The 21,854-nt window shown below is 72.1% G+C and carries 16 protein-coding genes; 5 read left to right on the forward strand and 11 right to left on the reverse strand.

Features of this window, described 5'->3' with window-relative positions; translation table 11 throughout:
• Window positions 1–66: 66 nt before the first annotated feature.
• The 3 genes from C1701_RS18225 to C1701_RS18235 all read left to right on the forward strand — a co-directional run bounded on the left by C1701_RS18225 (window position 67) and on the right by C1701_RS18235 (window position 6,245).
• Window positions 67–5,040: an NAD-glutamate dehydrogenase gene (locus C1701_RS18225; RefSeq protein WP_422647001.1), complete on the forward strand. Its 4,974-nt coding sequence runs from the start codon at window positions 67–69 to the stop codon at window positions 5,038–5,040.
• Between the two features lie 67 nt (window positions 5,041–5,107).
• Window positions 5,108–5,605, forward strand: coding sequence for an acyl-CoA thioesterase (locus C1701_RS18230; RefSeq protein WP_026418548.1), 498 nt, complete (start codon window positions 5,108–5,110; stop codon window positions 5,603–5,605).
• Window positions 5,598–6,245 carry a hypothetical protein gene (locus C1701_RS18235; RefSeq protein WP_026418547.1) on the forward strand — a complete coding sequence of 216 codons (648 nt, stop codon included), beginning with the start codon at window positions 5,598–5,600 and terminating at the stop codon, window positions 6,243–6,245. The genes C1701_RS18230 and C1701_RS18235 overlap by 8 nt, the downstream gene beginning before the upstream one ends.
• Before the next feature lie 63 nt (window positions 6,246–6,308).
• Here C1701_RS18235 and C1701_RS18240 read toward each other — a convergent pair whose 3' ends face one another.
• From C1701_RS18240 to C1701_RS18250, 3 genes are all read right to left on the reverse strand, one after another.
• Window positions 6,309–7,961, reverse strand: a complete 1,653-nt coding sequence (locus tag C1701_RS18240) for a glycoside hydrolase family 13 protein (protein ID WP_248783847.1) — start codon at window positions 7,959–7,961, stop codon at window positions 6,309–6,311.
• 162 nt (window positions 7,962–8,123) lie between these two features.
• Complete coding sequence (locus C1701_RS18245; protein ID WP_030105424.1) at window positions 8,124–8,516, reverse strand: globin; 393 nt, start codon at window positions 8,514–8,516, stop codon at window positions 8,124–8,126.
• 36 nt (window positions 8,517–8,552) lie between these two features.
• Window positions 8,553–9,542 (reverse strand): mechanosensitive ion channel family protein, encoded by a 990-nt coding sequence (locus tag C1701_RS18250; RefSeq protein ID WP_030105423.1) that lies wholly within the window; start codon window positions 9,540–9,542, stop codon window positions 8,553–8,555.
• 178 nt (window positions 9,543–9,720) lie between these two features.
• Between C1701_RS18250 and pepE the strand changes: the two genes are divergently transcribed.
• On the forward strand, window positions 9,721–10,449 hold the full coding sequence (gene pepE, locus C1701_RS18255; RefSeq protein WP_026418543.1) for a dipeptidase PepE: 729 nt from the start codon (window positions 9,721–9,723) through the stop codon (window positions 10,447–10,449).
• A gap of 81 nt (window positions 10,450–10,530) precedes the next feature.
• Here pepE and C1701_RS18260 read toward each other — a convergent pair whose 3' ends face one another.
• The 7 genes from C1701_RS18260 to C1701_RS18290 all read right to left on the reverse strand — a co-directional run bounded on the left by C1701_RS18260 (window position 10,531) and on the right by C1701_RS18290 (window position 17,817).
• A complete protein-coding gene (locus C1701_RS18260; protein ID WP_103056323.1) occupies window positions 10,531–11,460 on the reverse strand; it encodes a DUF1177 domain-containing protein in 930 nt (309 codons plus the stop codon).
• Entirely contained in the window at window positions 11,457–12,152 is a 696-nt protein-coding gene (locus tag C1701_RS18265) for an aspartate/glutamate racemase family protein (RefSeq protein ID WP_030105421.1), read from the reverse strand. The genes C1701_RS18260 and C1701_RS18265 overlap by 4 nt, the downstream gene beginning before the upstream one ends.
• Window positions 12,149–12,853: an AroM family protein gene (locus tag C1701_RS18270; RefSeq protein ID WP_026418540.1), complete on the reverse strand. Its 705-nt coding sequence runs from the start codon at window positions 12,851–12,853 to the stop codon at window positions 12,149–12,151. The genes C1701_RS18265 and C1701_RS18270 overlap by 4 nt, the downstream gene beginning before the upstream one ends.
• Window positions 12,850–14,133 (reverse strand): alpha/beta fold hydrolase, encoded by a 1,284-nt coding sequence (locus tag C1701_RS18275; protein WP_026418539.1) that lies wholly within the window; start codon window positions 14,131–14,133, stop codon window positions 12,850–12,852. Before C1701_RS18275 ends, C1701_RS18270 begins: the two co-directional genes overlap by 4 nt.
• Before the next feature lie 2 nt (window positions 14,134–14,135).
• Entirely contained in the window at window positions 14,136–15,203 is a 1,068-nt protein-coding gene (locus tag C1701_RS18280; protein ID WP_026418538.1) for a hypothetical protein, read from the reverse strand.
• 89 nt (window positions 15,204–15,292) lie between these two features.
• Window positions 15,293–16,936, reverse strand: coding sequence for an OPT/YSL family transporter (locus tag C1701_RS18285; protein ID WP_337661810.1), 1,644 nt, complete (start codon window positions 16,934–16,936; stop codon window positions 15,293–15,295).
• An 89-nt stretch (window positions 16,937–17,025) separates the two neighbouring features.
• Entirely contained in the window at window positions 17,026–17,817 is a 792-nt protein-coding gene (locus C1701_RS18290; RefSeq protein ID WP_162147298.1) for an IclR family transcriptional regulator, read from the reverse strand.
• Between the two features lie 478 nt (window positions 17,818–18,295).
• Here C1701_RS18290 and C1701_RS18295 point away from each other — a divergent pair, with 478 nt between their 5' ends.
• On the forward strand, window positions 18,296–19,582 hold the full coding sequence (locus C1701_RS18295) for an APC family permease (protein ID WP_051313868.1): 1,287 nt from the start codon (window positions 18,296–18,298) through the stop codon (window positions 19,580–19,582).
• A gap of 31 nt (window positions 19,583–19,613) precedes the next feature.
• Here the strand turns inward: C1701_RS18295 and C1701_RS18300 are convergent, their stop codons facing one another.
• Entirely contained in the window at window positions 19,614–21,749 is a 2,136-nt protein-coding gene (locus tag C1701_RS18300; RefSeq protein WP_103056324.1) for a prolyl oligopeptidase family serine peptidase, read from the reverse strand.
• Window positions 21,750–21,854: the final 105 nt, after the last annotated feature.

Raw genomic sequence — 21,854 nt, forward strand, 5'->3', positions numbered from 1 at the left:
GGGCACGCTTAGGGTGGAGACGGTCGCGGTACAACGGGGTACCGCACAGTGTGGAGTCGTTTGGTGATGAGCTCAACAGGAGCACAGTCTCAGGCCGCGGGTGACGCGGCGAGGATGTCGACCGGTCCGGTGGACCGGTCGACCGGGTCGGACGTCAATCGCGAGGACCTGCTCAACGAGGCCGCGTCGGCGGTGCCCGACGTCGAGGACCTGCTGCGCCTCTACTACCGACACGTTCCCGGCGACGAGCTGGCCGACTACGACCCCGCCGGGTTGGCGGCCATCCTGCGCGCCCACCTCGACCTCGCCCGTTCGCGGGTGCCGGGGCGGCCGGCGCTGCGGTCGCTGACCCCGGACGGCCGGGTGTCGGAGACCGTCAGCACCGCCATCCAGCTGGTCACCGACGACATGCCCTACCTCGTCGAGTCGGTGGTGTCCGGCCTGAACCGCCAACAGGTCCAGGTGCAACGGGTGGTGCACCCCATCGTCGTGGTGCGTCGCAACCTGGCCGGTGACCTGCTCGAGGTGCTGGCCGACGCCGATCCCACGTCCCCGCCACCCGACGCGCTGGTGGAGTCGTGGATGTACCTGGAGATCGCCCAGCTCCGGGACGGCGAGGTGCTCGGGGAGGTCGAGCAGCGGCTGTACGCGGTGCTCAACGACGTCCGCGAGGTGGTGGAGGACACCGACCGGATGACCGAGCGGGCGCACGCCCTCGCCGCCGAACTGCGGCGGACGCCGCCGCCGCTGGACCCGGACGAGGTCCGACGGGGCGCCTCACTCCTGGACTGGTTGGCCACCGGCCACTTCACCTTCCTCGGCTACCGGCACTACGAGTTGGTGCACGGCACGGGCGACGGGGACGAACCCGCGTTGCGCGTCGTCCTCGGGTCCGGTCTGGGGGTGCTGCGGCGGGACAGCCTGGACGCCAAGGGGCTGGGAGCCGCCCCCGACGGCGGGGCGCACGCCCTGGCCCCCACCCTGCTGGTGCTCACGCAGGGGAGCGAACCCTCCGCCGTGCACCGGGCGACCCACCCGTACTTCGTCGGTGTGAAGACCTTCGACGACCAGGGCAACGTCAACGGCGAACACCGCTTCCTCGGGTTGTTCACCCCGGCGGCGCTGCACGCGGACGTCCTCGACATCCCGGTCGTCGCGGACAAGGCCAGGGAGGTCGTGCGGCGGGCGGGGTTCCCCCTGGAGTCGTACTCGGGGACCAGGATGTTGGAGGAGATCCAGAACTACCCGAGGGCGGAGCTGTTCTCCACCGAACCGGACACGCTGTTGGAGACGATCTCCGGCGTGCTCGCTATCGCCGAGCGCCGCATGCTGCGGCTGTTCCTGCGCCGCGACCCCTACGGCCGTTTCTACTCCTGCCTGGTGTACCTGCCGCGTGACCGGTACACGACCACGAGCCGGTTGGCGATGCAGGAGGTGCTGCTCCGGGAGCTGGGGGGCCACAAGCTGGAGTACAGCGCCCGCATCGGCGAGTCGCAGCTGGCCCGGGTGCACTTCGTGGTGAGCACCACTCCCGGTGAGCCGGTCCAGGTCGACACCGCCGCCCTCCAACAGCGGCTGCTGGAGGTTTCCCGCACGTGGGAGGACCTCATGGTGGAGGAGGTGGTTCGCCGCAGGGACGACCCCGAGCGCCTCGCCGACGACGAGACCACGGCCTCCGAGACCGCCCTGGAACGGGGCCGCCAGTACGCGTCGGCGTTCTCCGAGGCCTACAAGGAGGACTTCACGGCCGCCGAGGGGCTTGACGACCTGCACCGGTTGTTCCGCCTCGGCGGGCCGGGCGACCTCGACATCTCGTTCTACGCCCCCGCGGACTCGGCGCCGGGGGAGCGCCGTTTCAAGCTGTACATGGTGGGCGAGCGGGTCACGCTGTCCCAGGTGTTGCCGGTGCTCCAGCGGATGGGCGTCGAAGTCGTCGACGAGCGGCCCTACGAGGTCAACCGGCACGACGGCGTCCAGTGCTGGGTCTACGACTTCGGGCTCCGGCTCGACCCCCGCGCCCTCGCGGAGGGGGAGCGGGACCAGCTGGCCGAGGTGCAGACCCGCTTCCAGGAGGCGTTCGTCGCGGCGTGGCGCGGCGACGTCGAGGTGGACGGTTTCAACGCCCTCGTGCTGCGGTGCGGGATCACCTGGCGGCACGCCGCGCTGCTGCGCGCCTACGCGAAGTACCTGCGACAGGTGCGCACCCCCTACAGCCAGGACTACATCGAGGACACCCTGCTGGGCAACCCGATGCTGACCGGTGCGCTGGTGCGCCTGTTCGAGGCCCGGTTCGACCCGGAGGTGTCCGAGGAGGGGCGGGCGAAACTCGTCGACGAGCAGACCGAGGAGATCACGGACCTCCTCGACGAGGTCGCCAGCCTGGACGTGGACCGCATCCTCCAGTCCTACCGCGCGTTGATCATGGCGACCCTGCGCACCAACTACTTCGTGCGGGACGCCACGGGGGAGCCGCTGCCGTACTTCGCCTTCAAGCTCGACCCGGCGTCGCTGCCGGACCTGCCCCAGCCGCGACCGGCCTTCGAGATCTTCGTCTACTCGCCGAGGGTGGAGGGCGTGCACCTGCGGTTCGGTTCGGTCGCCCGGGGCGGCCTGCGGTGGTCCGACCGCCGTGAGGACTTCCGCACCGAGATCCTGGGGTTGGTGAAGGCCCAGGCGGTGAAGAACGCCGTGATCGTGCCGGTGGGCGCGAAGGGCGGCTTCGTGGTGAAGAGGCCGCCGACGCGCACCGGGGACGCGGGGGTGGACCGGGAGGCGCTGCTCGCCGAGGGCATCGCCTGCTACCGCACGTTCATCTCGGGCATGCTGGACCTGACGGACAACCTGCGGGACGGGGAGGTCGTGCCGGCACCCCAAGTGGTGCGGCACGACCCGGACGACACCTACCTGGTGGTCGCGGCCGACAAGGGCACGGCGTCGTTCTCCGACATCGCCAACGAGGTGGCGTTGTCCTACGGCTTCTGGCTGGGGGACGCCTTCGCCTCGGGCGGGTCGGCCGGGTACGACCACAAGGCCATGGGCATCACGGCCCGGGGCGGGTGGGAGAGCGTCAAACGGCACTTCCGTGAGCTCGGCGTCGACACGCAGCGGGACGAGTTCACCGTGGTCGGTGTCGGTGACATGTCCGGGGACGTCTTCGGCAACGGGATGTTGTTGTCCCCGCACATCCGGTTGGTGGCCGCCTTCGACCACCGGCACATCTTCGTCGACCCCAACCCCGCGGCGGCCAGCTCCTACGCGGAGCGGCGACGCCTGTTCGACCTGGGGCGGTCGAGCTGGGACGACTACGACCGCAGCCTGATCAGCGCCGGAGGCGGGGTGTGGTCGAGGACGGTCAAGTCCGTTCCGCTGAGCCGGCAGATGCGCCGGGCGCTGGGCCTGGCGGAGAGCGTGACGAAGCTGTCCCCGCCGGAGCTGGTGCGGGCGATCCTGCTGGCACCGGTGGACCTGCTGTGGAACGGCGGTATCGGCACCTACGTGAAGGCGGCGGACGAGAGCCACGCCGACGTGGGGGACAAGGCCAACGACATCGTGCGCGTCGACGGCCGTGACCTGCGGGTCCGCGTGGTGGGCGAGGGAGGGAACCTCGGCCTCACCCAGCGGGGGCGGATCGAGTTCGCCCGGACGGGCGGCAAGATCAACACGGATGCCTTGGACAACTCCGCCGGTGTCGACTGCTCCGACCACGAGGTCAACATCAAGGTGCTGCTCGACAGGCTCGTCGCCCGGGGCCTGTTCGACCGCGAACAGCGCAACGAGCTGCTCGCCGAGATGACCGACGAGGTCGCCAGCCTGGTCCTGGCCGACAACTACGAGCAGAACCGGGTGTTGGGGGTGGCGCGCTCGCACGCGGCGCCGATGCTGTCCGTGCACGCCAGGTTGCTCCACCACCTGGAACAACGGCACGGGCTCGACCGCGAGTTGGAGGCCCTGCCGGACTCCGAGGAGATCAAGGCCAGGGAGAAGGCGCGGGAAGGGTTGTCCAGCCCGGAGCTGGCCACCGTTCTGGCGCACGTCAAGCTCGCCCTGAAGGACGAGCTGCTCGCCAGCGACCTGCCCGACCAGGAGATGTGCCTGCGCCGGCTTCCCGCCTACTTCCCCACGCCGCTGCGGGAGCGGTTCGACGCCGAGATCCTCCGGCACCCGCTGCGTCGGGAGATCGCGACGACCCTGCTGGTCAACGAGGTCCTCGACGGGGCTGGGCTTTCCTTCGCCTACCGGTTGCTGGAGGAGACCAGCGCCACCGCCACCGACGCCGTTCGCGCCTTCGCCGTGGTGAAGGAGGTTTTCGGGATGGGGTCGCTGTGGCGGGCGATCGACCAGCTGGACAACGTCGTTCCCTCCACGGTCACCGACGAGCTGACGCTGGAGACGCGTCGGTTGCTGGACCGGGCGGTGCGCTGGCTGCTGGCGAACCGTCCCCAGCCGTTGGCGGTGGGAGCGGAGGTCACCCGCTTCGCGTCCACGGTCGCCGAGTTGGGTCCGAAGGTCCCGGAGCTGCTGCTGGGCAGCGAGCGGGAGGTGGTGTCCGGGCGGGCCGCGGAACTCGTCGACCAGGGCACCCCGCCGGAACTGGCCAGCAGGGTCGCGGCGTTGCTGAACACCTACTCGCTGCTGGACATCGTGGAGGTGGCGGAACTCGCCGAGCGCGACGGCGGGGTCGAGCGGGAGCGCAGCCCCCAGGAGGCGGCCGAGACCTACTTCGCGGTGTCGGCGCACCTGCGGATCGACGAGTTGCTCCACTCGGTCAGCGCGCTCGAGCGCGGGAACCGGTGGCACAGCCTCGCCAGGCTCGCGTTGCGGGACGACGTCTACTCCTCGCTGCGGCGGATCGCGTTGGACGTGCTGCGCAGCAGCGAGCCCGGTGACGCGGCCGCGGACAAGATCGCCCAGTGGGAGCAGGCGAACGCCTCCAGGCTGGCCAGGGCCCGGTCGACGCTGCGGGAGATCGACCGGTCGGGGCGCAACGACCTGGCCACCCTCTCGGTCGCGGCCAGGCAGATCCGGAGCATGGTGCGGTGACGGGTGGACCTCGCCGCGGTTAGGCTGCCGGGAATTCGTACGGATGTGAACGAAAGGGCGCGCTGACTTGGCCGCGTACGTCACCGACATCGCACCTCGCTGGTCCGACATGGACTCCTTCGGGCACGTCAACAACGCCAAGATGGTCACGTTGCTGGAGGAGGCGAGGGTGGGCCTGCTGTTCGATCACCCCGCCGGTTCCGGCCTGGACGAACTGTCCAGGGGGGTGGTGATCGCGCACCTGGCGATCGACTACCACCTGCCCATCGTGGTCACCGGGGCGCCGCTGCGGGCGGAGATCGCCGTGCGCGAGGTGCGCACGGCGTCCTTCACCCTGGACTACGCGCTCCGACAGGGGCCCGGGGCGTCCGACCCGGTGGCGGCGTCGGCGCGGACGGTGCTGGTGCCCTTCGACGTCGACGCGGGCCGGCCACGACGGCTGAGCCCCGTCGAGGTGGAGTACCTGAGCAAGTGGGTACCGGGCCCGGAGGGACCGCGCTACGAGCCCCGCCGGCCGAAGGCCACCGGGGCGGCCTCCGAGGGGTCGGGGGTCGGCGGTGCCTGAACTCCGACTGGCCGACGGCAGCGAACGTGACGATCTCGGCGCGTTCGTGGCCAGGGCCGTCCGGCTCGACCAGCAGTGCGCGATCCGGTTGCGGACGCGGTCGGGGGAACCGGGAGCCGAGGTGCTGGACGCGTGGATGGCCACTCCCTTCGACACCCTGGTGACGAGGTCGGTGCGGGGAGCGGTCCACCCCAACGACCTCACCGTGCACGGGTCCGAGCTGTTGGCCTCGCTCGCCGTCAGCAGGGGGGACGGCGTCGACCCGGGCGCTCCCCAGGACCTGTTGTGGCGTTCGGCCCTTCCCCCCGCCGACGGGTGGGTCCGCGTCGACGACCTGCCGGCCGGGGTGGTGTCCGACCTCGCGGACCGTGGGGTGGCGGTGGCCAGGGAGAACGCCGGTCCCAAGGGGAATCCGCCTGCCTCGCTGTTGGACCAGGCGGTGCTCACCGTCAGCGGTTCCGGATTCGAGGTGAAGGTCCCGATGCGGTGCCTGTTCTCCCTGTCGGGGATGGGCTTCGTGGGCGGCGCTGACTCAGACGACCTGATCAGGGTCAGCGCCACGGACTCCTGGTTGCGGATGGACGCGCGTTTCGGAGCGGTGGTGCGGCGGCGGCACGCGCTGCTGCCGTTGCTGTTCTGAGCCTGTGGGTCGACGGGTGCCCGGCCGGCCCTCCACGGGGAGGGCCAGCCGGGCACGTCGAGGTCAGTGCAGCCAGGCCGCCGTGTTCGGGGGGAGCTCCCCGTTGTCGTCGAGCGGGCCGCTGGCCAGCAGCACCTCTCCCGGCGGCAGCGGAACCGAGGCGTCAGAGGTGTTCAACGCGCAGATGAGCCGCCCCTCGCTGCGGCGGAACGCGAAGCAGCGGTCCGGCGCCCCGTACCACTCGACCTGGTCACCGGCGAATCCCGGGTGGGTCCGGCGGATCTCCATCGCCCTCCGGTACAGGGAGAGCATCGAGTCCGGGTCCTCCAGCTGGCGTTCCGCCGTGAGCGCGGCCCACTCCTCCGGCATCGGCAGCCAGCTCGTCTCACCGGAGGAGAAACCGAAGGCGGGCTGGTCGCCCTCCCACGGCATCGGGATGCGGCAGCCGTCCCGCCCCCGGTCGGTGCCGCCCGACCGCCGCCAGATCGGGTCCTGAAGGGCCCAGTCGGGCAGCTCGACGTTGGGCAGCCCGAGCTCCTCCCCGTAGTACAGGTAGATCGTGCCGGGCAGGGCGAGCTGGACGAGGGCCATGGCCCGTGCGCGCCGCACCCCCAGGTCGCCGCCGCCGTAGCGGGTGGCGTGCCGGGGAACGTCGTGGTTGGACAGCGTCCAGGTGGGCGGAGCTCCCACCTCGGCGACCGCGGCGATCGAGTGCTCGATCGCCGCGCGGACCTCCCCGGCGTCGAAGGACGCCTCGACGAGCCGGAAGTTGAAGCCGAGGTGGAGTTCGTCGGGACGGACGTACCGGGCGAAGCGGTGGTCCTCCTTCACCCAGATCTCCCCGACGGCGACCTTCCCGCTGTACTGGTCCAGCGTCTTGCGGACCATGCGGTGGATGTCGTGCACACCGTCGTTGTCGAAGCGGGGGTCCAACCGGTTGTCGTGCAGGACGGCCGAGCCCTGGTCGGCGTCCTCGGACATGTCCGGCAGGTCCGCCGGCTTGGCCATGCCGTGCGCCACGTCGATGCGGAAGCCGTCGACGCCCCGGTCCAGCCAGAACCGCAGCGTCGTCTCCAGGTCCAGCCAGACCTCCTGGTTGGCCCAGTTCAGGTCCGGCTGTTCCGGCGCGAACAGGTGCAGGTACCACTGTCCGTCGGCGACGCGGGTCCACGCCGGGCCGCCGAAGATGCTCGTCCAGTTGTTCGGGGGCAGCTCACCGTCCGAGCCGAGCCCGTCCCGGAAGATGTAGCGGTCACGTTGCGGGCTCCCCGGCGGTGCCACCAGCGCCTCCTGGAACCACACGTGCTGGTCGCTGCTGTGGTTGGGCACCAGGTCAATGGTCACCTTGATGCCGGCGGCGTGGGCGTCCTCGATGAGCCGGTCGAAGGCCGCCAGGTCACCGAACTGGGGGTCGACGTCCCGGGGGTCCGCGACGTCGTAGCCGTGGTCGGCCATGGGGGAACGGAAGAACGGCGTGAGCCACAGGGCGTCCACCCCGAGTAGCTCCAGGTAGCCCAGCCGTTGCCGGATGCCCTCGAGGTCTCCGACGCCGTCACCGTTCGAGTCGGCGAACGAACGGACGTACACCTGGTAGAAGACAGCGTTGCCCCACCAGTCGGGCCCGTCGATGGCCTCGCGCTGAATGTCGGCGGATCGTCGCACAAAGAGCCATATTGCCATCTCCGAGGCGCGGATTCTCCCGTACGGGTGATCCATTTCGGGTGATCCACGTCGTTACTGCGTACACCTCGCCTCGTTGGGCCGTCCGCAGTAGTGGTCACCGTCGCCGGTTGGGCCGACCGGATCAGGGGGGTGGAGGTGAACCGATCAGGAAGCCCGACGGGTGGGTGGTGGCGCGGGGAGGAGGTCCCGGACCCCTCACTCCCAGCTGTTCAACAGGCTGTGCGCGGCCATGTCCAGGTACTTCCAGAGCTGGTCGCGGTGCTCCTCGGAGAGGTCGGCCTCGTCCACGGCCACCCGCATGCACCGCAGCCACGCGTCCCGCTCGGCCGGCCCCACGTGGAAGGCGGCGTGCCGCATCCGCAGCCTCGGGTGGCCCCGGCGGTCGGAGTAGGTGTGCGGACCGCCCCAGTACTGCTCGAGGAACAGGCGCAGGCGCTCCTCGGCAGGGCCGAGGTCCTCCTCGGGGTACATCGGCCGCAGCAGGTCGTCCTTGGCGACCTCCTCGTAGAACCGGCCGACGATCGCGCGGAAGGTCGGCTCGCCGCCCACCGCCTGGTAGAAGTTCTCGGGTGCTGCCACGTTCTCCATCCTCACCCACGTGCGCCGCGGACCGACGACCGCCCGTCAGGGCTGCTGCTGTTGCTGGTAGAAGGCACGGCCGGCGGGGTAGGGCGCGGTGATGCCCTCCCGGTCGTAGACGTCCTTGATCCTGGCCCGCAGCGAGCGCTGCACGGCCCACTGGCGTCCGGGCCGGACCTTCACGGTGAGCCGGATCGTGATCGTGTCCGCCGTGATCTGGTCGACGCCGAGCATCTCCGGGGGTTCCAGCACGTCCGCTGAGAAGCTGGGTTCCTCGGCGGCCTCGGTGGCCGTGTCGAGCGCGAGTTGGATCGCCCTGTCCACCGGAACGGTGTGGGCGACCGGCAGGTCGACGACGGCCACCGAGAAGCCCTGGCTGAAGTTGCCCACCCGCAGGACCTCGCCGTTGCGCACGTACCAGACGGTGCCGTTGAGGTCCCGTAGCGTCGTCACCCGGAGGCCGACGGCCTCCACCGTGCCGATCGCGTCACCGAGGTCGACCACGTCACCGACGCCGTACTGGTCCTCCAGCATCATGAACATGCCGGACAGGAAGTCTCGGACCAGGTTCTGCGCGCCGAAACCGATGGCGACGCCCACCACACCCGCCGAGGCCAGGATCGGGGCCATCTGGATGCCGAGTTGGTCGAGCACCATCAGCGCGGCCACCCCGTAGATCACGAAGCTGGCGACCGACTTGAGCACCGAGCCGATGGTCCTGGCGCGCTGGGCCCGACGTTCCGACAGCAGCGGCCCCAGGGCGTCCGGTGCCCGCTCCCGCAACGGCGCCAGCAGCGCCGGCACCCGGCCCTCGCCGCCACCCCTGGTCGCCCGGGAGATCATCCGGTGCACCAGCCAGCGGAGCACGAACGCGGCGATCACGATGAGGGCGATCGCGATGCCGTTGACCACGAGCGGGGACAGCTCGGCGACCGTCGCGTTGCCGGTCACCTCGAAGACGCGGTCGCAGATGGACCCGTCCTCGTTCACGCACGCGGGCTCGGGGCCGGGGGAAACGGTGGACACGTCGGCCATGCTAGCCACCCGCGACCGGGGACCCGGTGTTGTCTTCGTTACCCGAGCGTGACCTCCGGGGTGGTGTCGTCGCCCGGGGCACGCGAGGTGGGACGGGTGCGAGGTCACAGGGGGGCCGGATGGGAGGCTCGCGAGGACGCCGAGGGCGAACGACGAGGTCAGAGAAGGGCGGAGGGTCATGGACCTGTTGCTGTTGTCGAACTCCACCAACCACGGGCGGGGCTTCCTCGAACACGCGGGGGACGAGGTGCGGGACTTCCTCACCGGGGTGGACCGGCTCGTGTTCGTCCCCTACGCGCTGGCGGACCACGACGGGTACACCGAGAAGGTCCGCACGGCGCTGCGGGACGTCGTGGAGGTCGTCGGGGCGCACGAACGGGAGGACCCCCGGGAGGCGCTGGCGGGAGCCCGAGCGGTGTTCGTCGGGGGCGGCAACTCGTTCCGCCTCCTGTCGAACCTGCGCACCCGGGGACTGCTGGACGCGCTGCGGGGACAGGTGCGGTCGGGGCACCTGCGCTACATGGGGGCCAGCGCCGGGACGAACATGGCCTGCCCGTCGCTGCGCACCACCAACGACATGCCGATCGTGCAGCCGCCCTCGTTCGAGACGCTGGGTCTGGTGCCCTTCCAGATCAACCCGCACTTCCTGGACGCCAGCCCGGGCAGCACGCACATGGGGGAGACCAGGGAGCAGCGGATCGCCGAGTTCCACGAGGAGAACGACGTCCCCGTGCTCGGCCTCCGTGAGGGCGCCTGGGCGCGGGTGTCGGGGACGGCCGCGACCCTCGGTGGCGAGACCGGAGCGGTCCTGATGGAGCGGGGCCGGCCGGCCCGCGAGCTCGCTCCCGGCAGCGACCTCGGGTTCCTGTTGGACGCCCACCCGAGGTTCGACGAGCCGGCCCGCTGAACGGGACACCGGCAGCGGGGGACGGGGCCGGTCACCGCACCCGCCCCGCCCCTCCCCGGCCCACGCCCGGTGCGCGCGGGGTCAGCCCCCGGTCTGCAGGTGGGTCATCGGCCCGTACAGCTCGACGAGGCGGTCGAACTCGGCGGTGTCGTGGAACGAGCAGGTGCCCCGACCGAACCGCTTGGCCACCTCCACGCAGAACCGGACGGCCTGCTCCACCACGTGCGGGTCGGTGGCCCCCGTCGCGGAGCCGGCCACCGCCGTCTCGGTGGTCAACGCGACGCCCACCACGGGCGCCGTGGTCGCCGTCGCCGGCTGGAGGATCGAGTTGACGTGGTACACGCCGTTGCCGTAGGGCGTGATGTCCTGGGTGGTCAGCGGGAGGACGGCCGGGAGCCGGCCGGTGACCTGCTCGACGATGCCCAGCAGGTCCTCGCTGGTGCGCAGGATCCAGCCCTGCCGGACAGTCGGGGAGATCGCGAACCCGTGGTGGTTGAGCACCCGGTTGCCCTTGGTGGTGTCCACCGACAGCACCGCGTCGGCGTCCGCGCTGACCTCGTGCTCGTTCATCTGGCCCATGTCGACCGGCGAGCCCATGAACGGGACCGGGTCGTGCGGCATCGTGGGGGCGTCGGGGCACACGTGGGTGGAGATGACCACGTCCCCGGCGAGCACGTCACCCCGGGCGCGCATGGCCGAGAGCTTCGCCGCCGTGGACAACGCCGTCAGCGCGCCGTCCCCGTCGGAGACGAAGCCGATCTGCTCGGGCCGGGCGCCGAGCCCGCCCAGCCGTCCGATCACGCCCAACGTGGGCGCGGTTCCCCCGGCGAGGCGGCCCTGAGAACCCGGAACGACGCACCGCAGGAAGTCGGTGCGCCCCGACTCGCCGGTCACCCTGGTGACCTCCACCCGGTCGGCTTCGTGGGACCGGAGCCACTCGGCGGCTGCCTCCCCGTCCACCCCCGGGTCGTCGAGCAGGTCGTAGGCGTCCATCACGTGTCGCAGGCTCATGCCTGGTCTCCTTCCTCGTAGCGTTCCCGCCCTCCCAGGGCGAGCGTGGCGACCGCGCCGCCGGCCAGGACCGCGTCGACCACGGGTACTCCCAGGTGGGAGCGCACCCACGGCGCGAGGCGGATCGTGGTGAGGCCGGTGCAGGCGAACAGCAGCACCTCGGCGCCGGCCGCGACCAGGTCGGCGGCGGCGGCGCGGGCGGCGGCGGCGCCCTGGTCGGTGAGCAGGTCGGTCGTGCGGGTCACGCCGTCCGGTCGGCGGGCCGCGACCAGGCGCGCGCCGAGGACGTCACCGACCGCCGGGGGGACCTCGTCGGTGATGCCGAGGACACCCACCCGGTCGCCGGTGGCGAGCGCGGCCGCCGCCGCGGCGGAGCCCGCCCCGATGACCGGGATGCCCACCGCGGCCCGGGCCTCGCGCAACCCGGGGTCGGCGGCGCAGCTGATCAGCAGTGCCGCGCAGCCGGTGCCGGCGAGCGCCCGCGCGGTGTCGACGATCTTGGGAACCGCCAGGGCGTGGCTGGCCTCGTCGTGCACCCCGTACGGCTGGTCCGGGATGCACGCCGACCGGGTCGGCACGTCCCACTCGCGTTCCACCGCCCTGCCGTGCGCGGCGACGAGGTCGGCGTCGGTCGAGCTGACCACGCGGATGACGCCCACCGTGGCCCTGCCGTCCTGGTTGACGGCGGTCATGCGATCACCTCCGCCGCCAGCCGGGCCACCACCGAGCGGGCCAGTGCCACCGGCCGGCCGCTCGCGTTGGCCGCCAGCCGGCGCATCCGTTCCGAGTAACCCATGCAGTCGAGGACGATCCAGTCGGCGCCGCGGTCCGCGAGGTCGGCGGCCGCCCTGGCCACCCCCTGCTCGGCCAGGGCGGCCGGCTCCGCGTAGGGGGTGGCCGCCTCGACGAGCACCCGGTCGGCCGCGTCCCGCCACGTGCCGGCCGCCGTGTCCCGCTGGTCCGGGAGGGGGCACACCACGCCGAGCGTCGCCGCGCCGGCGGCGCTGACCAGGCCCCGCACCCCGTGCACGACGAGGGGCTGGGCGGTGATCAACGGGCGCCGGTGGGGGATGTCGACGAGGTGGCCGGTGCACACGAGCAGGGTCGCCGTGACCCCGGCCTCCTCCACCCAGCGCACGGCGGCCCGCAGGTGCGGCGCCACCAGCGCCCCGTCGAGCGCGACGCCCCGACCGTCGGCGAGGCGGGTCGCCAGCCGCTCGACAGTGGTCTCGCCCGGTGCCAGTGCCGCGATCTCCGCCCGGCCCAGGTCGTCCAGCGCGCCGCGCTCGACGACCTCCACCCGACCCAGCCGGGGCAGCAGCTCCGGCACCAGGTCGACGCGGGGCGACTGGCCGATGGTGACCACGCCGAGCCGGGGGAGACCGCCGGTCACGACAGTCCGCCAGCCATCGCCAGCAACCGGTCCAGGACCGCCGCGTCGGCGCGGACGCCGTCGTGGGCGTAGTCGTTGGTGATCCACGGTCGCAGACCGCGCACCGCCGACGCCGTCGCCAACGAGTGCTCCCGGGCCACGAACATGTCGTCGTAGTACACGGCGGCGAACGCCGGCACCTCGTTCGCCGCCAGCCGCGCCGGGTCGTACAGCGCCGGCCAGTCCGTGCGGGAGGCCAGCAGTTCGGCCGTCTCCCGCAGCGGCGTCAACGCGGGCACCTCAGCGAAGTGCAGCGGGTAGATCATCTCCCCGGTGAACAGGAAGTCCTCCGCGTCCACCGCGAACTCCGGCCGGCGCTGGTACTCGCGTTCGGCCGCCCACGACGAGGCCGTCCCCTGGTTGTAGATCGGCTCGTGCAGCACCGCGTACAGCGGGTTCGCCGCGAAGGACAACGCGGCGCCCAACTCGGCGAGGAACGTGTCACCCAGCCGGTCCCGACCCGGCGAGCCGGCGAAGGCCTGCTCCAACAGGAAGTGCAGGGAGTCGAAGCCCGACCTCGTCCCGAGCTGGATGCCCGCCGTCTGGAACCGCCGAGGGGTCAGGACCTCCCCCGTCGGCAGCCGGGTCTCCCCGGCGGAGAGGACGTCGACGACCCGCCGGACCAGTTCCCGGTCAGCGGGGTGCCGGGCGAAGTAGAGCTCGTTCTGCTCGACTGTCCGGTCGTAGGTGAGCCGGTACACGTCGTCGGCCGTCCCGGCCAGCGGGGGCAACCCGCCGGTGACGAACGCCTCCCGCAGTCCCTCCGGTGCGAACGACAGGTAGCTGAGGGTGACGAACCCGCCGAAGCTCTGGCCGAGCACGCTCCACGGTTCGTCACCCCCGAGGTGCCGGCGCAGCACCTCGGCGTCACCGACGATCGAGTCGGCCCGGAACAACGACAGGTAGTCCGCCTGGGCCTCGGGGCCACCCACCTCCGCCAGGGTGCGCCGGTTGGCGGGAGTGGACAGCCCGGTGCCCCGCTGGTCGAGGAGCACCACCCGGTAGTCGCGCAGCGCCCTGCCGAGCCAGGTGCTCGGGGCGGTGGGCCGCTGTGCCCGGTTGCCGGGACCTCCCTGGAGCCACAGCAGCCTGGGCAGGTCCCTCCCGGCGTTCGCCGAGGAGACGACCTCCCTGGCGAACACCTCGATCGAGCCCCGCGCGGGGTCCCGGTGGTCGAGGGGGGACTCGACCACGTGTTCCGTGATGACCATGCCTGCTTGGCGGTACTCGTTCACGCGCATGCTCAGTACCCTGACACGCCGAGCTCGCGGCAGATCTCCACCAACTCGGGGTGCACGTAACGACCGTCGATCTCGATGGCCTCCCCATCGAGGTAGATGGAGGGGTTGAGCAGGCTGCCGTCAGTGTGGGCCGCCGCCACCCAGGGCTCGCCGCCGATCCACGCGCCCTTCGTGCCCAGCCCCAGCTCGACGCACCCGAACACGCGCTCGTCCTCGACGATGCGGCCGGTCGGGCGCAGCACTCCGGGGTTGAAGCCCAGCGACCAGTGGGCGATCCGGAACATGTTCGGGTCGTCCAGGCCCTCCATCCAGCGGCGGAACACCGTGGCGTCGGCGTCGCCCTCGATGCCGGTGACGACGCCGTCCTTGACGGGCATCCGCACCGGGGTGCGGAGCAGGCCCAGCTCGTCGGGCGGCCACACGGCGCCGTCGAAGACGAGGACTCCCTGCTGCGTCTCCTCCAGCGGGTTCCAGGAGATCTGCCCGGCCAGCATGATGGTCTCGCCGGGGCGCTCGGCCGGCTTGCCCCGCAGGTTGATCGGGCGATCCCCGTTGCGGGCGGTCAGGTCGGTGCCGGCCGGGGTGGTGATCCGCACCTCGTCGGCCTGCTCCAGCAGGCGCACCAGCGCCTTGCCCAGGCGCATCGTGCCGGCGAAGTCGACCCGGCCCACGGTGTCGACCAGCATCGCCACGTCCATGCCGGTGAGGTTGACGTAGCGGGGCTTGCCGGTCTCCATCGCGTGACGGAACGCGTTGCTGTGCATCAGGTAGCCGACCGCGTACTCGATCCACACGTCGGCCGAGGCGATGGCGCCGGCCACCGGCGACGGTGGCTCCATCGCCGAGCTCGGGTTCGTCGGGTACCGCACCACCACGGGGCTGGCGCCAGCGGCCTGCACGGCCTGCGCGGTCAACTCGGCGACGCGGTCGTCGCCGGCGGTGTCGACCGTGATGACCACGGACTCACCGGGCTTGACCAGCATGATCTCCTCGACGAGCTTGCGCGCTCCCAGCGCGGCCTCGTAGCTGAGATACCCGCTCCGGGACTCCACCCGGTTGACGACCTCCACGGTGAGCTCCTCTCAGTGCACGCCTGCCGGCGTGCTCGGTGTCGTGTTCTGGAACAACCCGGGGGGCCGGTCCGGCCCCCCGGGACGGATCAGGACCGCAGGACCTGCGCGGTGGCGGCCACCGAGTCCCCGGCGATCAGGCCGGCGCCGACGAGGGACAGTTCCTGGTCGGCGGCGGCGCCGCGAACCCGGCGGTAGATCACCCGTCCGAGCAAGGCGGCGAAGACCAGCCAGCACGCGTTGACGCTGCCGACCAGCAGGCCGGTGGCGAGCAGGACGCCCATCTGCCGGCGGGAGCCGCCGATGAGCTGGATCAGCGCGCCGGGCACCGCCCAGATCAGCATGTTCGTCAGCACGCCGTCCGCGCCGAGACCGGCCTTGATGGTGTCGGCGTAGACCGTGGCGACCGGCGGGATGCTCCCGCCTTCGAGGAAGGACCGCCACAGCAGCGCGACCATGCCCAGCGCGACGAGGCAGCCGATGGCCGAGGCGAGGTACTGCTGGCGGCGGCCCGCCAGCTCGAAGGCGGTGTTCTGCTCCTCGCGGCGGAGCATCCACCCGGCCTTGAGGTCGTAGCCCATGTCGGCGAACGCCGGTCCGGTGGTGGCCGTGTAGGCGGTCAGCAGCACCAGGGGCACGGTGGGAATCCCCACGAGGAGGCCGAAGACCAGGAAGATCAACGTGACGGCGAAGGCGGGGAACCAGCCGGCGTGCATGGCGGCCAGGCCCACGATGATCTCGTGGACCAGGGCGGCGAAGCCGGCGAAGAGGACCCAGCCGATGAGCGCCATCGGGCTCATGTCCGCCCACAGCCCCGAGAGCACGGCCAGCAGCACCGCGCCCAGCACGAAGAGCGCGAAGCCCTCCCCGAAGGCCCGGCGCAGGCGGGCCGGGTCCACCGTGGGACGGCCGGGCTCGACCTCCTCGACGGCCGGCTGGCCGGCCTTGGACGCGGTGGCCGCTGCCCGGGCTGCCGCCTTGGCGGAACGACGTCCCACCAACAGGTGGATCGCCTGCCCGAGGGCGACCAGACCGGCGCCGATCATGACGCCGTGCGGGATGTAGAGCGCGGTCAGGTCGACGTCGAACAGGCCGGGTCCGTACTGGTTGACGAACAGCCCGACACCGAACATCAGCAGCGCCCACATGTTCCCGATGAGGGCGACACCGGCGGCGGACATCGCCAGCCCCGCGAAGGCGCCGACGACACCGACCACGGCGCCACCGGCGAGGATCAGCGCCCGCCGGCCGCCCCGGTCGCCGGCGAGGATGGTCTCGGCGGCGGCGACGCCGGGCGGCCAGGTGCCGGTGGCGGGGAGGAAGGCGCTGTCGAACGCCCGGTAGAGCACCCAGATGTCGATCATCAGCCCGGCGGCGCTACCGATCAGCATCGGCCACACCAGGTCGGGACGCCCGAAGGCGAAGGGGATGGCGATCGGGGTGAGCAGTGCGTTCGCGGCGGCGAAGGTGGCGGCGGAGATCGCGCTCTGCGTCAGGTTCTGCCGGTGGATGCTCCGCATCTTGCTGAGCCCCAGGATCGACACCCGGCCCAGCAGCATGGCGAGCAGCGCGCCGATGACCGAGGTGTTCGCCGAGATGCCCAGCGTGGTGATGAGGTGCAGGCCGATCAGCGCCCCGAAGGCGCTGAGCGCGACGATCAGCACGAACGTCAGCGGCTCGAACACCGTGGGGTGGTGGAGCGGACGAGCCGGGGTGGACCGAGTCCGAGACATACCGGCTTCCTTTCTGGGACGAGCCGCCGCGACGGGCACTGCTCGGGTGGGGATCAGATCGGGAGCGGAGCCCCCAACCCGACTGCGGATCAGTCGGGTTGGGGGGCTCCGGGTGGGGAACCGAAACGCTGGGTGAGCGCGTCGGCGGCTGCGACGACCCGTTCGGCGATCGCGTCGAGTTGGGGGCGCAGGTGCGCGGCGGCGCCGACGACGGCGACCGAGCCGAGGACGGTCCCGTGGGCGAACACCGGAGCGGCGACCCCGACGACCCGGGCGTCGTGTTCTCCGAACGAGACCGCGTAACCGCGCTCCCGCACCTCGGCGTAGCGCCGTCGCAGCTCGGCGCGGGTGCCGATCGTCGCGTCGGTCGCTCCCTCGAGCTCGGGTGCGAAGAGGGCCGGGATCTCCTCCTCCGGGTAGAAGGCGAAGATCGCGTGCCCGCTGGCCCCGCCGTGCCCGGGGAAGAGCTGGCCGACCGCCGAGGTGTACCGGAACGGGCCTGGCTGGTCCACGGCCACCGAGCACCGGTAGCGGCCCCCGTCGGCGACGTTGAAGACCGTGCTCTCCCCTGTCGTCTCGGACAGGTCGAGCAGGATCGGGCGGACCACCGTGCTGATGCCGTCGCCACGCTCGGCCAGCCGGCCCAGGCCGACCAGCGCCGGCCCGAGGCGGTAACGCCGGGTCCTCGGGTCGGCGACCAGGAAGTCCCGTCGCGCCAGGGTCGCCATCAGGCGCTGAACCTGGGACTTGTCCAGGTCGAGGCGCCGCGCGAGGTCGGAGACCCCGTGCTCGGGTTCCCGCTCGGTGAACGCGGCGAGCACCAGCAGCGCGCGGTCCGCGGTCTGTAATACGCCGCTGGGGGCGCGGGAGGACGACGACATGAACGCTCCGAGGGAGGAATCGTTGCGATAATCGCAACGGCGTTTCATTTATGTCACCCATAACAGGCCCGCTACGGCTTGTTGTCAAGACAAGAAGCCCGGGAAACACGCGAACGAAATCTGGATGACGTCCCACTGTCACCCGTCCAGCTGGGAGCGGCTGGACCACCTCGGCGCCGAGACGCGGTCAACCCACGACTCCCGGCCTGGTCACGGGGCCTGCACCGGTACAGCCCTCGCGTCGGGCGGCTGGCCGCGGCCCATCGAGCGGTGGGCCATGAGGAACCCGTCGCCGAGGGCGACGGCGGGCACACGGACAGCGAGAGCACCAGCCGTCGTCACCGACGGTGACGGGCTGGTGCCCAGGATGGAGCCGTCCCGTCGCCGGCCACCACCTCCTCCGTCACCTCCTGGTGCCCCCACGTTCACGTGGCCGCGCCAAGCTCGTGGGTCGACCATCGACGCGGGGAGGTTCAAGGTGAACAGCGTGTCCGGGGACGGTGCCGCCGACCGGCTGTCGCGGCAGCTGGGGACCGGGGGAGCGGTGGTCGTCGGCCTCGGGGCGATGCTGGGCGCCGGGGTCTTCGCGGTCCTCGCCCCCTCGGCCCAGGTCGCCGGTGCCAACCTGCTGCCCGCGTTGGCTGTCGCGGCCCTCGTGGCCTGCTGCAACGCGATCTCCTCCGCCAGGCTGGCCGCACGCCACCCCGAGTCCGGCGGCGCGTACGTCTACGGGCGGGAGCGGCTCGGGCCGTTCTGGGGACACCTGGCCGGCTGGGGCTTCGTGGTGGGCAAGACGGCCTCCTGCGCCGCCATGGCGCTCACCGCCGCCGCCTACCTGCTCCCCGCCGCGAGCGGCCCAGGCCGCACGGCACTCGCCGTGGGGGTCGTGCTCGCGCTGACCGCGCTGAACTACCGGGGAGTGCGGAAGTCAGCGGCGCTGACGAGGGCACTCGTCGCCATCACCCTGGCGGTGCTCACCCTGGTGGTCGTTCTCGCCCTGACCTCGGACGGCGCGGACGCCGCCCGCCTGGCCCCACCCGCCGGCACCGGCGGAGCGGGCGTGCTCCAGGCCGCCGGTCTGCTGTTCTTCGCCTTCGCCGGTTACGCGAGGGTGGCGACCCTGGGGGAGGAGGTGCGCGACCCGAGCCGGACCATCCCCCGCGCGGTCGCCGTGGCGCTTGGCCTCACCCTCCTGGTGTACGTCGCGGTCGCCGGTGCCGCCCTGGCCGCGGTGGGACCGGCGGAGCTGGCCGCCGCCCCCGACCCCCTCGCCACCGTGGTCGCCGCCAGCGACGTGCCCTCCCTCACCCCGCTGGTCCGGGTGGGGGCGGCCGCGGCCGCGCTCGGGGCGCTGCTCGCCCTGGTCCTGGGCGTCTCCCGCACCGTGTTCGCGATGGCCAGGGATGGGCACCTGCCCCGCCGGCTGGCGGCGGTGCACCCCCGCTTCGGAGGCCCGCACCGCGCGGAGGTCGCGGTCGGGCTGGTCGTCGCGGTCCTGGTGAGCCTCGTGGACCTGCGCGACGCCATCGGGTTCTCCTCGTTCGCGGTGCTCGTCTACTACGCCATCGCCAACGTCGCCGCGTGGACCCTGTCCCGCGAGGAACACCGCCCGCCGCGAGTCGTGCCCGCGACGGGCCTGCTCGGTTGCCTGGTCCTCGCCGTCACCCTGCCCGCGGGTTCGGTCCTGGCCGGGATCGCGGCACTCGGCCTCGGCGTCCTCAGCTGGGCCGGCCGGCGCTGGGTCGGCGGCCGACGACGACGCTGAGCGGGGTGCGGGGCCCGGACCGGCGCGGCCGTCAGCCGAGATCCAGACCGGTGGCCTCCGCGAGGAAGGCGAGCTGGTCCACGGACAACGCCACCGACCGCGACACCGACCTCGCGCCGTGCCCGACCTCGGTCTCGCGGCGGAGCAACACCGGGCGCTCCGCCGGCTCACCCGAGGTCGCGTGCTGGAGGGCCGCGCACATCTTCCTGGCGTGGCAGGGATCCACCCTGGTGTCGGAGTCGAAGACCGTGAACAGCACGGAGGGGTACCTCGCCCCGGAGACCACGTGGTGGTAGGGGGAGTAGGCCAGCAACCAGTCCAGCTCCTCCGGGACCTCGGCGCTCCCGTACTCGTCGTTCCACGTGCGGCCGAGCAGGAAGTGCTCGTAGCGCACCATGTCCAACAGGGGGGCCGAGCACACCACCGCCCGGTACAACTCGGGCCGCTGGGTCAGCGCCGCGCCCACGAGCAGACCGCCGTTGGACCCGCCCATGATCGCGAGCTGCTCGGGCGTGGTCCAGCCCTGGGCCACGAGGTGTTCCGCCGCCGCGTGGAAGTCGTCGAACACCCGCTGCTTGTGCTGGCGCATCCCGGCGCGGTGCCAGTCCTCGCCCTCCTCACCACCCCCGCGCAGGGAGGCGACGACCCACACGCCACCGGCGGCCACCCACGCCAGTGCCGCCGACGAGTAGCCGGGGCGCCGGCTGACCGAGAACCCGCCGTAGCCCGTCAGCAGCGTGGGACGAGGGCGGTCCGGCACGCCCGCCGGGGAGACGACGAACATGCGCACGAGCTGCCCGTCGGCCGAGTGGTACGAGATCTGGTCCGTGCGCACCTCGGGGGGCCGCACCGCTCCCGGTGCCGGACTCACCAGCCCGGCTGGCCCGGTGAGCACCGAGTGCTCCAGCACTCCCGGCGGCGTGACGAAGTCCGTCCACCCGATCCAGATGCGGTCCTCGTCGTGCCCCGTCTGGTCGTCGACGGTGGAGAGGCCGGTGACCGCTCCCGGCCCGGGCAGCGGCACGTCTCCGAGCGGCTCCCCCGTCGTGGGGTGGTGCAGCGACAGTTCCGACCTGGCATGACGCGAACGGAGCACGACCAGGCTGGACGGGTGTTCTGGGCCACCTGGCAGGTACCGCGCCCCTTCCAGGACGGCGTCGGGCTCCTCCGGGACCAGCTCGCGCCACTCGGCACGCTCCGGCCGTTCCGGGTCGGCCACGCACAGCCGCCAGCGGGGCGCGCCGTCGGTCGTGCGCACCACCAGAACCCCGGTCCGGTCCACCCAGGGGTCGACCCGGATCCCGTCACGCTGGTCCACCAGTTGGGTCAGGGTGCCGCCGGCCTGGAGGTCCGCGATCCACACCGAATCGCGGGGGGCGGTGCCCGGGCGCGCGGTCACCAGCAGCCACCGGCCCCGGGGGCACACCCGCACGCCGTAGTAGTTCGTCGGGTCGAGTCCCTCACCGAGGACGACCTCGTCCTCCGAGCTGTCCTGGCCCACGACGTGCCGCAGGACCCTGCGGTGGAACTGCTCCTCACCGGCGGGGACCCGTTCCGGCGGCAGGCGGCGGACGTAGTAGAACTCCTTGCCCCCCGGTAGCCAGGCCACGGCCGAGTAGCGGCACCGGTCGATGGGGCCGTCCACCCGCTCGCCGGTCCGCACGTCCACCACGAACAGCACGGAGTGCTCGTCGCCGCCAACGGACAGCTGGTACGCGAGCAGATCGCCCTCCAGGCTGGGCGACCAGGTGTCCAGGGTGGTGCGACCGGACGGGTCGATCTCCGCGACGTCGATGAGTGGGCGTTCCCGCCAGGATCCGTCGTCGGCGCGTTCCCGGACGTGGAGCACGACGTGGTCCTGCCCGGGAACCCGCCGGGTGAGGAAGGCGCGGCCGGCGCGCCAGGTCGGAACGGAGACGGAACCGGCCGAGGTCAGCTCGGTCAGACGGGCGTCGAGCGCCTCCCTGCCGGGAAGTCCGTCGAGGCGACGCCGCGTCAGTTCGTCCTGCTCGCGGTGCCAGGACTCCGTCTCGGGGGAGTCGCCCCGTTCCAGCCACCGGTAGGGATCAGGGACCGGTCGGCCGTGCAGGTCGTCGACGAGATCGAGCCGACGTGCCCGGGGGTAGCCATCGACTGCGCCGTTCGGGGGTGCGGAGCTGGCGGTCACCCGCTGACCTTAGAGAACCGGGCGCGGTCGGCCGCCGTCAGGTTCGGTTCCACCACGTGGCTCGCTGTGAGTTGCGACACGAATGGGCGGGTCCGGGGGACCTGT

Origin of the sequence: Actinoalloteichus sp. AHMU CJ021 (genome assembly GCF_002895405.1) — a bacterium.
GTDB lineage: Bacteria > Actinomycetota > Actinomycetes > Mycobacteriales > Pseudonocardiaceae > Actinoalloteichus_B > Actinoalloteichus_B caeruleus.